General features: G+C 64.3%; 15 protein-coding genes. 8 read left to right on the forward strand and 7 right to left on the reverse strand.

Features of this window, described 5'->3' with window-relative positions; all coding sequences use genetic code 11:
- Window positions 1-127: 127 nt before the first annotated feature.
- The 8 genes from RQH62_RS01510 to RQH62_RS01545 all read left to right on the forward strand — a co-directional run bounded on the left by RQH62_RS01510 (window position 128) and on the right by RQH62_RS01545 (window position 5,653).
- On the forward strand, window positions 128-1,018 hold the full coding sequence (locus tag RQH62_RS01510; RefSeq protein ID WP_184269712.1) for a prephenate dehydratase: 891 nt from the start codon (window positions 128-130) through the stop codon (window positions 1,016-1,018).
- Between the two features lie 254 nt (window positions 1,019-1,272).
- Window positions 1,273-2,001, forward strand: coding sequence for a sterol desaturase family protein (locus RQH62_RS01515; protein ID WP_311266970.1), 729 nt, complete (start codon window positions 1,273-1,275; stop codon window positions 1,999-2,001).
- 29 nt (window positions 2,002-2,030) lie between these two features.
- Complete coding sequence (locus tag RQH62_RS01520) at window positions 2,031-2,432, forward strand: DUF2141 domain-containing protein (RefSeq protein WP_311267499.1); 402 nt, start codon at window positions 2,031-2,033, stop codon at window positions 2,430-2,432.
- 86 nt (window positions 2,433-2,518) lie between these two features.
- Window positions 2,519-3,364, forward strand: coding sequence for a MipA/OmpV family protein (locus RQH62_RS01525; RefSeq protein WP_311266971.1), 846 nt, complete (start codon window positions 2,519-2,521; stop codon window positions 3,362-3,364).
- 98 nt (window positions 3,365-3,462) lie between these two features.
- Window positions 3,463-4,374: a tetratricopeptide repeat protein gene (locus RQH62_RS01530; protein ID WP_311266972.1), complete on the forward strand. Its 912-nt coding sequence runs from the start codon at window positions 3,463-3,465 to the stop codon at window positions 4,372-4,374.
- A gap of 5 nt (window positions 4,375-4,379) precedes the next feature.
- Window positions 4,380-4,994 carry an LON peptidase substrate-binding domain-containing protein gene (locus tag RQH62_RS01535; RefSeq protein ID WP_311266973.1) on the forward strand — a complete coding sequence of 205 codons (615 nt, stop codon included), beginning with the start codon at window positions 4,380-4,382 and terminating at the stop codon, window positions 4,992-4,994.
- Window positions 4,991-5,170, forward strand: a complete 180-nt coding sequence (locus tag RQH62_RS01540) for a Trm112 family protein (protein ID WP_311266974.1) — start codon at window positions 4,991-4,993, stop codon at window positions 5,168-5,170. Before RQH62_RS01535 ends, RQH62_RS01540 begins: the two co-directional genes overlap by 4 nt.
- A 72-nt stretch (window positions 5,171-5,242) precedes the next feature.
- Window positions 5,243-5,653, forward strand: coding sequence for a hypothetical protein (locus tag RQH62_RS01545; protein WP_311266975.1), 411 nt, complete (start codon window positions 5,243-5,245; stop codon window positions 5,651-5,653).
- 60 nt (window positions 5,654-5,713) lie between these two features.
- On the opposite strand, the gene RQH62_RS01550 is transcribed toward RQH62_RS01545, so the two are convergent.
- From RQH62_RS01550 to RQH62_RS01580, 7 genes are all read right to left on the reverse strand, one after another.
- A complete protein-coding gene (locus tag RQH62_RS01550) occupies window positions 5,714-6,145 on the reverse strand; it encodes a RidA family protein (RefSeq protein ID WP_311266976.1) in 432 nt (143 codons plus the stop codon).
- An 18-nt stretch (window positions 6,146-6,163) separates the two neighbouring features.
- The gene (locus RQH62_RS01555; protein ID WP_311266977.1) at window positions 6,164-7,423 is read right to left on the reverse strand and encodes an aminotransferase class V-fold PLP-dependent enzyme; all 1,260 of its coding nucleotides are present in this window, start codon (window positions 7,421-7,423) and stop codon (window positions 6,164-6,166) included.
- Window positions 7,420-8,550 carry an aminotransferase class I/II-fold pyridoxal phosphate-dependent enzyme gene (locus tag RQH62_RS01560; protein WP_311266978.1) on the reverse strand — a complete coding sequence of 377 codons (1,131 nt, stop codon included), beginning with the start codon at window positions 8,548-8,550 and terminating at the stop codon, window positions 7,420-7,422. The genes RQH62_RS01555 and RQH62_RS01560 overlap by 4 nt, the downstream gene beginning before the upstream one ends.
- Window positions 8,547-8,945 carry a cytochrome c gene (locus RQH62_RS01565; protein ID WP_311266979.1) on the reverse strand — a complete coding sequence of 133 codons (399 nt, stop codon included), beginning with the start codon at window positions 8,943-8,945 and terminating at the stop codon, window positions 8,547-8,549. The genes RQH62_RS01560 and RQH62_RS01565 overlap by 4 nt, the downstream gene beginning before the upstream one ends.
- A 2-nt stretch (window positions 8,946-8,947) precedes the next feature.
- Window positions 8,948-10,534: a flavin monoamine oxidase family protein gene (locus tag RQH62_RS01570; protein ID WP_311266980.1), complete on the reverse strand. Its 1,587-nt coding sequence runs from the start codon at window positions 10,532-10,534 to the stop codon at window positions 8,948-8,950.
- A 110-nt stretch (window positions 10,535-10,644) separates the two neighbouring features.
- Window positions 10,645-11,142 (reverse strand): RidA family protein, encoded by a 498-nt coding sequence (locus RQH62_RS01575; RefSeq protein WP_311266981.1) that lies wholly within the window; start codon window positions 11,140-11,142, stop codon window positions 10,645-10,647.
- 69 nt (window positions 11,143-11,211) lie between these two features.
- Window positions 11,212-13,785 (reverse strand): TonB-dependent receptor, encoded by a 2,574-nt coding sequence (locus RQH62_RS01580; RefSeq protein WP_311266982.1) that lies wholly within the window; start codon window positions 13,783-13,785, stop codon window positions 11,212-11,214.
- Between the last annotated feature and the right edge of the window lie 37 nt (window positions 13,786-13,822).

A 13,822-nucleotide genomic window follows, 5' to 3' on the forward strand; every position in this document is an offset into this window, starting at 1 on the left:
GCCCCCTCTTGTGGGTTGCCATAATGGCGGATACGCGCAGGCGCAAGCCGGGTTCATCCCTATTGTCATGGAAGGGCGTGCCAATACTTGCGCGGGGACGGGGGAAACCCTAAGCGCGCGGGCACCCATGGAAAATTATCCCGCCCCCGCCCGCGCGATCGTCGCGGACCTCGCAGCCAAGGCTGCGATCGATCCGGCCCGCGCCGTCGCCTATCAGGGCGCGCCCGGTGCCAATTCGCATCTGGCGGCGCTGGGTTATGCGCCCGATTGCGTGCCATTGCCCTGTTTCGCGTTCGAAGATGCGATCGATGCGGTGCGCAGCGGCCTTGCCGCGCGGGCGATCATCCCGATCGAAAACAGCCTGCATGGCCGGGTGGCGGACATGCATTTCCTGCTGCCCGAATCGGGCCTGTCGATCATCGACGAATATTTCCTGCGCATCCGCCATTGCCTGATGGCGCCCGACAACAGCCCGGTGAAGAGCGCGATCAGCCATCCGCAGGCGCTGGGCCAGTGCCGCCATTATCTGCGCGAGCGGGGAATCCAGCCGGTCGCCTATGCCGACACGGCGGGCGCGGCCGCGCTGGTGGCGGAGACGCGCACGCCCGGCGAAGGGGCGATCGCGCCCTATCTGGCGGCGGAGCTTTATGGCCTGCGCCTGATCGCCGAGAATATCGAGGATAGCGATGACAATATGACGCGCTTCCTGGTGCTGGCGCGCGAACCGAAGGTGCCGACCGCCAATGTCGGGCCGGTCATGACCACCTTCCTGTTCGAGGTGAAGAATATCCCGGCCGCGCTCTACAAGGCGATGGGCGGCTTTGCGACCAACGGGGTCAACATGACCAAGCTGGAAAGCTATCAGCGCGGGGCGAGTTTTGCCGCGACCGAATTCTTCTGCGACATCGAGGGGATGCCGGGCGACCCGGCAGTCGACCGGGCGCTGGCGGAACTGGAATTCCATACCAAGTGGGTGCGGCAGCTAGGCAGCTATCGGCAGGCGCGACCCAGAACCTGACCTGCGGTTGCCGGATGGCTGATTTGGGTGGGAAGGGGACGTTCCCCTCCCGCCTGCGGTAGGGGCAGCGAGACTTGCGCGCGCAGCGCGTTAGTCGCAGCGGCGTGGGCTGTCGCGACGTCCAGCCCACCCCCTAGCCCCCTCCCGTAAACGGGAGGGGGGACATGTCCACTTCTGGTCGTTAGCAGACCATCGCCTCTCGCGCGTCATTCCCGTGCTTTCGCCCGTGCGGGATCGCGCCTATAGCCCCTGCCATGGTCGCAGCCATCCTCCTGTCCGCTCTTGCGATGAGCGCCATTGTCGGCGGGCGCTATCTGCTGGCGAGCGGGGGTTTTGCGCTGGCGACGCGGATTCGGCAGCCGGGCCTCTATCGCGGGCTGGAAAAGCAGATGGGGCGGGAGATTGGCTGGTCGCTGCTGTCTGCGCTGATCTACGGCGTGCCGGCGGGCGTGGTCGCCTGGGGCTGGCAGGCGCGGGGGTGGACGCGTATCTATGAAGATGTCGGCGCTTATCCGCTGTGGTGGATGCCGGTGTCGCTGCTGCTCTATCTCGTGCTGCATGATACATGGTTTTACTGGACGCATCGCTGGATGCACCGGCCGCGGCTGTTTCGTGTCGCCCATGCTGTGCATCATGCCAGCCGCCCGCCGACCGCTTGGGCCGCGATGAGCTTTCATCCCTGGGAAGCGCTGACCGGAGCGTTCGTCATTCCTGTGCTGGTGCTGCTGATACCCATTCATGTCGGTGTGCTGGGATGCGTGCTGACGATCATGACCGTCATGGGGGTGAGCAATCATATGGGGTGGGAGATGTTTCCGCGCTGGATGGTGGGCGGGCCGCTGGGCAAGTGGCTGATCACCGCGACCCATCATCAGCGGCATCATGATCAATATAATTGCAATTATGGACTCTATTTCCGCGTCTGGGACCGGCTGTGCGGCACCGACAAAGGGCTGGGCGATTTCAGGAAGGGACGCGGGTGAAGCGGGCAATCGGGGTCGCAGTGTTGGCGATGATGGCGGGGCAGACGGGCGCGGCGCCGACGGGGCAGTCGCTCAGCATGACGCTGGACGGGCTGCGGTCGGCCAAGGGGCAGATATTGGTGTGCGTGACGCGCACGGCTGCTTTCTTTCCTGACTGCACGAAAGACCCGGATAAGCGCCATTTTACCGTGGCGGCGAAGGGCGGCCCGATCCCGCTCGGTACGCTGGCGCCGGGCGATTATGCCATTGCGATCATCCATGACGAAAATGGCAATGGGAAGCTGGATACCTTTGCCGGCATCCCGCGTGAGGGCGTGGGTTTCTCGCGCAATCCGGTGCTGCGCTTTGGTGCGCCGAGCTTCAAGTCGGCTAGTTTTCCGGTGGCCGTTGCGCCAGTGGAGCAGGCGATCAAGCTTAAATATTTCCTGTGATGCAGGGCCGTTTTTCGGGGCGGGGGAACCTGTAACCCGCTCGAAACATTCTAGGCCCTGAACGCATCTTCATAAACAGGGTCATCATGGATCATCTCCGCTGCCGACTGGCCGCGACATTCGTCGCGGCCCAACTGCTTGTCGCGCCTGCCATGGCGCAGGAAGAGGAGCAGCATAGCACTCTGACCATCGGCGCGGGGATCGCCGCTATCCCCAGCTATGAAGGGTCGGACGATTATCGCGTGATGCCGCTGGTGCAGGCGCGGGGCAAGGTGCATGATTTTTCCTTCTGGACGCGTGGCACGGCGCTCTATGTCGATGCGATTCCCGATCCGACCGGCACCGGCGTCGATTTCGAGCTGGGGCCGGTGGTCAATGTCCGGCTCGATCGCACCAGCCGCAAGGCGATCCGCGACGATGCCGTGCGCGCGCTGGGCAAGCGCGACGTGGCGGTGGAGGTCGGCGGATTCGTCGGCGTCGGCAAGACCGGGGTGATCACCAGCGACTATGACAATCTGTCGGCGCGGGTGGCGGTGACTAAGGATGTGGCGGGCGCGCATGGCAGCTATGTGGTGACGCCGACGATCGAATATTTCACGCCGCTGTCGACCACGACCTTCGTCGGCATGGGCGTGTCGGCGGAATATGTCGGCAAGAAATATGGCCGTTATTATTTCGACATCACCCCGACGGAAAGCGCCGCGAGCGGGCTGGCCGTCTATGACCGGGCCGGTGGATCGGGCTTCAAGCGGTTGAACGTCAATCTGTCGGCCGGCAAGTCGCTGTCCGGCGATCTGCGCAAGGGCTGGGCGGTGTTCGGTGTCGCCGGCTATTCCCGCGTGCTGGGCAAATATGCGGATTCGCCGATCGTCGCAGATGCCGGATCGCGCAACCAGTTCGTCGGAGCGCTGGGCATCGGTTACACCTTCTGAAGCTTTCCTGACCTTTCGTCTTGTCCGCAAGGGGTGACGCCCCACATAAGGCGCGGTATGACGGCGGTGAATGACCGTATTGGCAGGAGATTATAAGCGTGGCGACCCTGGGATTGAGCGAGGCTGACAAGGCGGCCGTGGAGGCGTTTCGCCAGGATGTGGTCGAGCCGTCGCGCACGAGCCTGGTGATCGTCGATTTCTGGGCGGAATGGTGCGGCCCGTGCAAGCAACTGGCCCCGGTGATCGAGAAGGTGTGCGCGGAATATGCGCCCAAGGGCGTGAAGCTGGTCAAGGTCAATGTCGACGAAAATGGCTTCATTGCCAGCCAGTTCCGGGTGCAGTCGATCCCGACCGTCTATGCTGTGTTCCAGGGGCAGCCCGTTGCGGACCTGACCCAGGCGCGTACCGAAGGGCAGCTCAAGCAGTATCTGGACCAGTTGCTGTCGCAATTGCCGATCGAATCCGACGAAAAGGCGCAGTTGCAGGAAATCGCGCCGCTGATCGCCATGGGTGAGGAAGTGCTAGCGGCCGGCGATGCCGAACGGGCGCTGTCGGTGTTCGGCCAGCTGGCCGAGATGGTGCCTGACAATGTCGAGGTTGCGTCGGGGCTGGCGCGGGCGCTGGTGGCGCTGGGGCAGCTGGACGAGGCGGAGGCGGTGCTGGCTGCGCTGCCCGCCGATGTGGCGAAGAATGTCGCAATCGACCAGGCGCGGGCCGCGATCGCGCTGGCGCGGGATGTGAAGCCGGTGGCCGACTTGTCGGGCGTGCAGGCGCGGGTCGATGCCGATGGCGATGATCATGAAGCGCGGTTCGAGCTGGCCGGCGGGCTGATGGCCAATGGCGAACGCGACGGTGCGGCCGAGGCGCTGCTGGAGATCGTGCGGCGCGACCGGGCGTGGAATGACGGGGCGGCGCGGACGCAACTGCTGACCATCTTCGATGCGGTAGGTCTGGAAGATCCGTGGGTGTCGGCGCAGCGGCGCAAGCTGTCGCAGATATTGTTCTCGTAAAGCCGATGCCGGTCGCGCGCGTCTCGATCTTTCCCCTGTCCGGTGCCTTGCTGTTGCCGGGCATGGACCTGCCGTTGCATATTTTCGAGCCGCGTTATCGGGCGTTGATCCATGACGTCATGGCCCGCGACCGGCGGATCGGGATGATCCAGCCGCGCGGGATGGGGGCCGTGCCGACCCTGTTCGACGTTGGGTGCCTGGGCCATGTCAGCCAGATCGAGGCGCTGGACGACGGGCGGTTCAATATCGTGCTGACGGGGCTGGCCCGGTTCCGGGTAGTGCGGGAACTGACGGTGCCGACCCAGTTCCGCCAGATCGAGGCGGATATCGAGCAGGCGCCACAGGAGGATGAGGTGCTGCACGCGGTCGAGCGGGCGGCACTGGAGCAGGAATCGCGGCGCTTTGCCGATGCGCTGGGCTATGTGGTGGACTGGACGGCGGTGTCGCGGCTGGACGACACAGCGCTGGTCAATGGCATTGCCCAGATCGTGCCATTCGACCCGGCGGCCAAGCAGACGCTGCTGGAGGCGGACAGCCTGTCCGAAAGGGCCGACCGGATCATCCAGTTGATGCAGATTGTCGGCCGGATCGAGCGCGATGGCGGGGCGACGATGCAATGAGTGACGTTGCACCCATAGACTCCTGGCTGCTGGGCAAGCTGGTCTGTCCAGTGACGCGCACGCCGCTGCGCTGGGACGCGGCACGGGGGGCGTTGCTGTCCGACGCGGCGGGGCTGGCCTTTCCCGTGCGCGATGGCGTGCCGGTGCTGCTGGTGCGCGAAGCCGTAGCGATTTGAGCGGTGCTATCGCTTGGCCTGCGGGTCTGATATCATCGGCGCATGGTTGAAAGACTGGTTTCCCGTTTCCTGATGGTTATTGCGAGCATGCTGGCTGCGCCGGCTATGGCCGGTAGCCCGCCCGTGGCGCCGCCTGTTGCCGTGCCCCCTATCGCCGCGCCGACACTGACCGACAGCCGTGGGCTATCCTGCACCGCCGATGACCGGTCGGTACGGGAGATTGTGATCGACTTTACCGGCGGGCGCTGGCGCGATGCCGGCGGCGACTGGAACAAGATCGCCGCGCAGGACGATGCGACCATCACGCTGGTCAATCAGGGCGGCGGGATGCTGGGCGGGATATTGAGCGACCTGCGCCGGGTGGAGAAGCTGGACCGGGCAACGCTGATGCTGTCGACCCAATTGCATACCGGGCTGATCGACGAGGCGCGATCCTATCGCTGCAAGATCGTCGCCCCCTTCGATGCCAAGCGGCAGATATAGGTTCGCTTCGCTCGCGACCCAGCCCTAGCCCCTCCCCGGAAGGGAGGGGGATATTGAGGGTCATTTGAAGGCGGCGATACATTCCACTTCGAGCGGGGCGCCAAGGGCCAGGCCGCTGGCACCGAAGGCGCTGCGGGTGGGCAGGCGCTTGCCTTCGAAATAGGGGACATAGGTGGCGTTGAAGCGGGGCCAGTCGGCCATGTCGGCCAGCATCACCGTGCATTTGACGACATGACCGTAGTCGAGGCCATTGGTTGCCAATATCTTGCCGATCGAATCCATCGCGCCTTTGACGGCGGCGTCGAACCCTTCCTTATGCTTATCCATGCCTTCGGGCACCTGACCGATCTGGCCGGACATGAACAGGATATCGCCCACGCGGATCGAAGGGGAGAAGGGCAGCTTGGCCGGCAAGGGCTGCGGCGCGGCGGCGGGTTGGGCGAAGGCGGGCGTGGTGCCCAGTAAAAGGGCGGCGGCGAGAAGGCGTTTCATGAGTCTCTCCCTATAAGGTCAGGCGCGCGGTAGCGCGGCGAGCAGGCGGTCCACATCATTCCTATCGTTGAAGACCGACGGTGCGATGCGGAAATGATGGTCGTGGAGCGAAATGCGGACCTGCGCCTTGGCCAGCGGGTCGTTCAGGCGGACCTTGGCCTGCGGGTGCAGGGCGGTCAGGATCGGGGTCTTCGTGCCGGGCGGGGTGATGATGGTGTAGCCCTTTGCGGTCAGGCCCTCGCGTAGCGGGGCGATCAGGCTTTGCGCATGGGCCTGAATTGCGGGGACGCCGAGCGCGCTAATGTAATCGAGGCTGTGGCCGATGGCTGCGATAACCGATTGTGCATAGGTGCCGGTGCCGAAATGGCCGAGCGTGCCGGGGCGGATGCTGTAGCTGACCGGTGCGTCGCCGGGCGGGTCCATGGGATAGATATGGGTGGCCGGCGGTGACAGGCCGATGCCGGGCGGGGCGTCGGGGGCGGCGAAACCATAATAGCCGAAGTCTGCGAGCGGCAGATTGTCCAGCACGCCGCGCCGGGCGTAGAGGAAGCCGAGGCCGAAATCGCCCATGAGCCATTTGTAGGTAGCGCAGGCAGCGAAATCGACGCCACTGCCATGCAAGTCGACGGGGACCGCGCCTGCGGCATGGATGATGTCGGCATAAACCAGCGCGCCGGCGGCATGGGCGAGGTCGCAGACCGCCTTCAGATCATGCTGGAAGCCATTATAGGTGGAGACGAGCGACAGGCTGACCAGTTTCGTGCCGGGCGTGATCGCCTTTGCCATATCCTCCAAGGCGATGCGGCCATCGCGCGCCTGCACCCAGTGGATATCGACGCCCTGCTTGGCCAGTTCCTGATACATGGGAAAGCCGGCATAGAAATGCAGCGTATCAGTGATGATGCGGCCACCCTGATGCGGGAAGCCGAGCGCACGCAGCACCGCCTGTTCACCCATGGTGGTGGACTGAACCCAGCAGAGTTCGTCCGGGTCCGCATTCACCAGTCGGGCGAATTTGGCGATGGTCGCGGCGCGATCCACGGGTTTGCGCGCGGCGGCGGCGGGATCGAGGGTGCGGCCCGCGACATAGGCGTCCATCGCTGCCCGTGCGCCAAGGCTGATTGGGTGGGTGGAGGCATTGTCGAGATAGGCGATGGGGGTGGGCGCAAAGCTGATCCGGTCCGGCAGGCTGGGCAGGGTGGCGGCCGCGCGGGTGGCCTGCGCCGCCAGCGGGGCGGCGATCGCCGCGCCCAGCGCCTGCCGGCGGGACAGGGTCATGCCATGACTTTCGCGAAGGCGAGTTTGAACGCCTGCATTTCCGCCGGCGTGCCGAAGGAGACGCGGACCCAGTCGTCCATATGCTTGCGCGCGCCGCCGATGAAGATTTTCTGGCTGGCTAGCGCGGCGGTGACGTCTGCGCCGGGGCGGCCGACATGGATCATCGCGAAACTGCCTTCGCTCGGCAGATAGCGGATGCCGCGCTGGTCCAGCCAGGCGAAGAGATCGTCGCGCACAGCCTTGTTATAGGCCTTGCGGTCCGGCAGCAATCTGGGGTCGAGCAGGCTGGCTTCGGCCGCAACCACGGCGGGCATGGGCGTGATGTTGACGCCATAATCGGCCATGCCGTCGAGCAGATCCTTCCGCCCTGCGATGAGGCCGCAGCGCAGGCCCGCAAGGCCATAGATTTTCGAGAAGGTGCGCGTGACCAGCACGTCCGCGCCCTTCGCCACCAGATCGAGACAGGATGGCGCGTCGCTGAAGTGGATATAGGCTTCGTCGATCAGCAGTAGCGACCCGGCCGGCTTGTTGGCGAGCAGCCATTCGATGTCGGCGCGCGGCGTGACGAGGCCGGTCGGATTATTGGGATTGCAGATATAATAGACGCCGGCATTGGACGCGGCGGCCAGCATCTGGCGCAGGTCGCCGCGGAAATCGCCGGACAGAGGGATGGGAACGGCGCTGGTGACGACTTTGTTGCCCTTGCCCATAAAGCCGCTGTCGAAGGTCGGTTCGAAAAAGGCGATCGGCCGGTCCTGCGACGAATAGGTCAGCGCCACAGAACGGAGGGTCATGTAGGAGCCGGGATGGACCTGCACTTCCTCCGGTTTCAGGCCGTTCTGCCGGGCAAATAGTCGTTCCAGCTGCGCGGCGAAGGCCATGCCATAGCGGCCGGACAGCCTGTCGAGGCCGCTCAGTGCCTCTAGAGCAGCGGGGCAGGGGCCGAGCGGATTTTCGTTGCTGTTGATATAGACGGCGTCGGTCAGGGTCGACACCATGCCGGCCGGGTCTTCGGGCAGGGCGACCTTGCGCCCGCGCTGGGCAAGGGCCGGGGCAGCGCCGGCCGTGCCAGCTGCGGCGATCGCGCCGCGTATCAGCATGCGGCGGGACAGGCTGCTGTCGGTCATTCCTCGCTCCCCTGCGCGCCGATGCGTTTCACATCGGCTTCGCTGACTGGATCGGCATAGCCATTGTCGAAATGGGTGCGGACATAGCCGACCACGGCGGCGACCTGCCCCGGTGTCAGCATTTCGGAGAACCAGGGCATGCCGCCCTGACCCTTCATCACCACGGTGATCGGATAATTGGCGTCGGCCAGCTTGGCATTATGGGCAAGCGCAGGGACGGTGCCGTCGGGCGATCCCTGCGCCTTGTCCAGATGGCAGGCGGCGCAGATCTGGTCATAGACCTGCTCCCCGTCCGGCAGGGCGATCTTGACCGGGCGGCCGCCGGGCGAATCCGCCAGCGCGGGCGTGGCGGCGAGGATGGCGAGCGCGCCAAGGCGCAGGATCGGGCCGCGCATGTCTATGCCGCCTGTGCGCGTTCGTGAATCTGGGTGATGGCGTCGATGCCCGACAGGATCGACCCTTCCATCCAGCCGCCATAATAGCTGGCATGTTCGCCGGCCAGTACCACGCGATTGTCGAGCGTGACGAGATTCTTGTAATGCGCCTTGCGGTTTTCCTCGCTCCAGGCCGAGGTGCAGCCGAGAATCCAGGGCACGCGGCTCCAGGGGACGGACACGCCGCTGAGGAATTCCCTGCGATATTGGGGGTGGAAGACCTCGCCCTGCTTGAGCGCGGTTTCGATGCGTTGTTGCGGCGTCATGCTGGCGAGCTGGAAGCCGGCGAGGTCGCGGGCGAAGGCGCCGAGCAGCACGGCCGGGCCTTGGCCGAACATCTTGTCATTGGGGTAGGATAGCTGGGTGATCGTCTGGTCGGTGAAGCTGTGCCCGCCATAGATATTGTCGTCTTCCTCCCAGAAGCGGCGTTTGAATTCCATGCCGATCTTCACATGGCCGCCATAGGGCACGGCCTTCATTGCCGCTTTCAGCGCCGGTGACACCTGCATGTCGACCTGGCTTATGATCGACAGCGGGATGGTGCAGACGCACCAGTCGGCGCTGACATCGTGCATCTGGCCGGTCGCGACATCCTTGTAGCTGACGGTCACGCCCTTGTCGGACTGGGCGACCTTCGTTGCCTTGGCATTGTAGGTGACGATCTTGCCGATCTTCTTGGCGAAGGCTTTGCCGATCATGTCCATGCCGCCGACCGGCTGGAACATCGTCGTTTGCATCACATAGCTGAAATAGAAGGACATGGCGGTCCAGACCTGCGGGTCCAGCACATCCTGTAGCTTGGCGATCTGTGAGGGGGTGGGCGCGCCGTTGCGGCCGCCGCCGGGCGCCTGATCATAGCCGCGCTGGGCGGATACTTTGAGGCTGCTGGTGTAAGCGAGATTCTTGTCGAGCACGCCCCAGTTGCGGAGCGCCTCCATCAGCTTTTCCTTGTCTTCGGCCGACAGCTTGTCGTCCAGCGCCCTGGCGCTGACCGCCTTGGCCAGCAGTTCGGAGGTGTGGCCCTTGAAGTCGGTCGCGACTTCCTTGTAGCGCATCGGCTTGCCGCCAAAGGCTTCGGACGAATGGATGAAGCCATTATGGTTGAGCTGGATGAAGGGTTCCAGCGCGACGCCGAACTGCCGGCAATAATGGAGCAGCGCCTTGTGGTGGTGCGGGATGCGCCAGGGGCCGGGATTGATGTAATTACCGGGCACGAACTGCACCTTCTGCACCGTGCCGTCGCTTTCGGTGAAGCTATCGCCGCCGCGCAGCGAATAGTTGCGACCGCCGGGGCGATCCTGAAATTCCAGTATCTTGACCGCATATCCGGCCTTTTGCAGCTCATAGGCGGCGGCCATGCCGGCCAGACCCGCGCCCAGGATGAGGACGGAGGCACCGGGCTTTGCGCCGCTCAGCACCGGCGGGCCGGTGAACTGGGTTTCGGCGGCATGGCCGAGCGCGGTCATCGCCTGATACATGGCCGCGGCGCCGCCGACCTTGCCAATCATGGTCAGGAGGTCGCGGCGGCTGGGTGCTATACTGTCTGTCATGCTGGCTTCCCGTTCTTACGGGCGAGTATCGTGGCGGCAGGGGTCTCGCCCCCAATTCCCTGCCGTTATAGCCCCGTCTTGTCTTCGTCCGTCGGTGCGACCCGAACGGCTCAGGGGGCTTTGGCCGCGATGCCTTCGATTTCGATCAGTTGCTGCGGCCGCGCGAGCGCCGCGATCTGGAAGGCTGAACGGGTCGGCAGATTGGGCTGGTCGGCGGTGCCGAAGAATTTTTTATAGGCGCGGGTCAGGCCGTCCCGGTCCATCTTGCCGTCCTTTTTGGGATCGCCGACGAGGAAGACGGTGAGCTTCACCACGTCGCCCATGGTCAGGCCCATTTCGGCCAGTTGCGCCTTCATCTTGGTGAAGATGGACATGGCCTGCGCCTCGGTATCGCCATAGGCGTCCGCGCTGTCGGTGTCGGCCGGGTTGATCGGCGCGGCGGTGGCGCCGGACAGATAGTAGAAGGTGCTGCCGGGCGGTACGATGGCGGCGCTGGCGATCATGGCGCCGGGCGCCTGCTTATGTTCAACGGTGGCGGCCTGGGCCGATCCAATTGCCGATCCGGCGCCCATGGCGGCCAGGATCAATGCGGCAATCGCTGCTTTCATGACAATCCCCCTTCCAGAAAGAGTGAAGGGCCGGTCCTTGCCGGACCGACCCTTCCTTCGTGACTTCGCTTAGAACTTGAAGTCGATACGGGCGTAATAATAGCCGCCTGCCGTACCGTACGGACCGAAGTTGTACGGGCTGTTATAGGCCGCCGACCCGTTGATGTAGGGCGAGGTGCCCGCCGGGATGGTCACGCCCTGCAACAGAGCCGGCACTTCCGGCTTCTTGTTGAACAGGTTGTTCGCGCCGATCGAGACGGTCACCGCATCGGTGAAGTCATAGCTGGCTTCGAGATCGGTGATACCTGCCGGCTTGACCTCTGCGGTGTAGATGGTGGGCAGACCCGCCGCCGTCAGGGCGGAGGCCGACACGCCCGGCTGCACCAGCAGGCTCGACTTGCCATAGAAGGTTTCGCGGGCGTTCAGGGTGAACCGGCCGCTCTTGAACAGAGCGCCCAGGACGACCTTATATTCCGGCGAGGAGTCTTCGATATTGCTTTCGGAGATGACACTGAAGACCGTCGGGATCTTGTTCTTCGTGATCTTCGTCTTGTTGTAGTTGGCCGAAAGCGACAGGTTCAGACTGCCGAAGTCCAGCGCCACCGGATAGGCGGCCGAGAAGTCGATACCCCAGGTGCGGGTGTCGATGCCGTTGGTGAAGCTTTGCGCACCGATGTTCGGCAAAGCGGCGTCGAACACCACGCCGGCCGCCTGAAGCGCCGAGATGATGGCCGGGGCATCCGCCGTGGCGACGCCGCCCTGGACCGCATAACGGGCTGCGGTCAGCGCGATGCGGTCCTTGATCTTGATGAGGTAGCCATCAAGCGTCACGGTCAGCTTCGGCACCGGACGGAAAACGAAACCGCCCGAGAAGTTGGTCGATTTTTCAGGACGCAGGTTCGAGAAGCCCAGCAGGCTGGCCGCTGCCGAACCGGCCGGCAGCACCGCGACGGCGCTGGTCGGACCGACTGCCACAGTCGAATAATGCTGTTCGGCAAGCGTCGGGGCGCGGAAGCCGGTGCTGACCGTGCCGCGCAGGGCGACGGCATCGCTGAAGTCGTAGCGGCTGGTGACCTTGCCGATCAGCGTGTCGCCGGCATCGCTATAATCTTCATAACGGCCGGCAAGGTCGATCGACCATGCATCCACCGGCTTGGCGATGAAGTTGATATAGCCAGCCTTCGAGCTGCGACTCCAGTCGCCTGCATCGCTAGGCTTGTAGCCCGGGAAGGACTGAACGCCGGTCTTGTAGGTCGAATAATAGTCGCCGGCGACGATCTTGTAGGTGTCGCGGCGATATTCGCCACCAAAGGCGAAGGTCAGCGGCGCGGCCATGCCGACGTCGAATTCCTTGCGCATGTCGGCCGTGACCGTGGTCTGACTCAGGCGGAATCCGCCGTCATAGGCCGAGCTGGGCGTGTTGGGCAGAACGCCCGAACCGGCCAGATACTGGGCATAGGTTTCCTGCCAGACTTCGCGATGGGCCGAATTTTCGGTCCAGATTTCGGTCTTGTCATTGCCGTATGTGGTGGAGAGGTCGTAATTCCAGCCGCCGCCGAATTCGCCCTTGGCGCCGATGGTGAGGCTATATTCTTCCTGCGCGACGTGCTGGAGCGGGACCATGCCGACCACGCCGGTATTGCCGTAGCAGATGGCGCTGGCGTCATAGGCGGCCGATGTCACGCTGCCGCCGATATTGCCGGCTTCGTAGCAGACGCGCTTGGGATGGCGGTAGCCCTGCTTGGCATAGCCGACGCGGCGGGCATAGTCGCCGAAGCTGTAGAGTTCGACGCCGCCGAAGTCATAGCCCATATTGTAGAAGACGTTGGTGAGATACGTCTTGGGCTGGCCGCCGTTGATATGGGCCAGCGCATCGCCCGACAGGTTCGACCACTGGGCCGGGGCGTTGGGCTGGAGCGTGCCGTCCAGCTGCGTTACCTGGACCTGGCCGGTGCCGGTGGTGGTGTAATCCTGGCGGCGGTGGAAGGCGCTGAGGTTGAAATAGCCATCTTCGCCGAGCTTGAAACCGACATTGCCGGAAACCGAGAAGAGTTCGCCTTCGCTGTTGTAATTCTGGCCGCCGGTGACCTTGAAGCTGCCACCTTCGGTGTCGTCTTTGAGGATCAGGTTGATAACGCCGGCGATCGCGTCGGTGCCGTAGACGGCGGCGGCGCCTTCCTGAAGGATTTCAACCCGCGCGACGGCGTCAGGCGGAATGAGATCCATGCTGGGCGCGGCGGAACCGCCGAACGGACCGCTGGCGACCTGAAGAATGGCTGAGCCATGGCGGCGCTTGCCGTTGACCAGCAGCAGCGTGTGGTTGGGCGACAGGCCGCGCAGACGGGCCGACAGCGAGAAGCTCGACATGTCGGTGCCCTGGGTCTGGGCGGTGAAGCCCGGCACGATCTGGGTCAGAACCTGATTGAGGTTGGGCTGGCCCACATGGCTGATCGCCTCTTCGCTCAGCACCTGTACCGGTGCGGCGGCTTCGGCGGCGGACATGCCCACGGCACGGGTGCCGGTAACGATGATGGCGCTGCCATCATCGGCCTGCGGTTCCTGCGGCGCTTCTTGTGCGAGCGCACAGGCCGACCAGGACGAGGCGAGGATAAGTGAAAGCTTGAGTGCAGATAGTCGCGTCATTCATGCCCCCTGTTTATGCATTATAGATGACAAGGGG

It is taken from the genome of Sphingobium sp. WCS2017Hpa-17 (genome assembly GCF_031843765.1).
Taxonomy (GTDB): Bacteria; Pseudomonadota; Alphaproteobacteria; order Sphingomonadales; family Sphingomonadaceae; genus Sphingobium.

Coding starts and splice junctions, on each gene's coding strand:
- RQH62_RS01575 (WP_311266981.1), bottom strand. CDS start 11,142: ATGAAAGCAGCGATTGCCGCATTGATCCTGGCCGCCATGGGCGCCGGA.
- RQH62_RS01570 (WP_311266980.1), bottom strand. CDS start 10,534: ATGACAGACAGTATAGCACCCAGCCGCCGCGACCTCCTGACCATGATT.
- RQH62_RS01555 (WP_311266977.1), bottom strand. CDS start 7,423: ATGACCCTGTCCCGCCGGCAGGCGCTGGGCGCGGCGATCGCCGCCCCG.
- RQH62_RS01515 (WP_311266970.1), top strand. CDS start 1,273: ATGGTCGCAGCCATCCTCCTGTCCGCTCTTGCGATGAGCGCCATTGTC.
- RQH62_RS01560 (WP_311266978.1), bottom strand. CDS start 8,550: ATGACCGACAGCAGCCTGTCCCGCCGCATGCTGATACGCGGCGCGATC.
- RQH62_RS01520 (WP_311267499.1), top strand. CDS start 2,031: ATGATGGCGGGGCAGACGGGCGCGGCGCCGACGGGGCAGTCGCTCAGC.
- RQH62_RS01540 (WP_311266974.1), top strand. CDS start 4,991: ATGAGTGACGTTGCACCCATAGACTCCTGGCTGCTGGGCAAGCTGGTC.
- RQH62_RS01580 (WP_311266982.1), bottom strand. CDS start 13,785: ATGACGCGACTATCTGCACTCAAGCTTTCACTTATCCTCGCCTCGTCC.
- RQH62_RS01525 (WP_311266971.1), top strand. CDS start 2,519: ATGGATCATCTCCGCTGCCGACTGGCCGCGACATTCGTCGCGGCCCAA.
- RQH62_RS01510 (WP_184269712.1), top strand. CDS start 128: ATGGAAAATTATCCCGCCCCCGCCCGCGCGATCGTCGCGGACCTCGCA.
- RQH62_RS01565 (WP_311266979.1), bottom strand. CDS start 8,945: ATGCGCGGCCCGATCCTGCGCCTTGGCGCGCTCGCCATCCTCGCCGCC.
- RQH62_RS01535 (WP_311266973.1), top strand. CDS start 4,380: ATGCCGGTCGCGCGCGTCTCGATCTTTCCCCTGTCCGGTGCCTTGCTG.
- RQH62_RS01545 (WP_311266975.1), top strand. CDS start 5,243: ATGGTTATTGCGAGCATGCTGGCTGCGCCGGCTATGGCCGGTAGCCCG.
- RQH62_RS01550 (WP_311266976.1), bottom strand. CDS start 6,145: ATGAAACGCCTTCTCGCCGCCGCCCTTTTACTGGGCACCACGCCCGCC.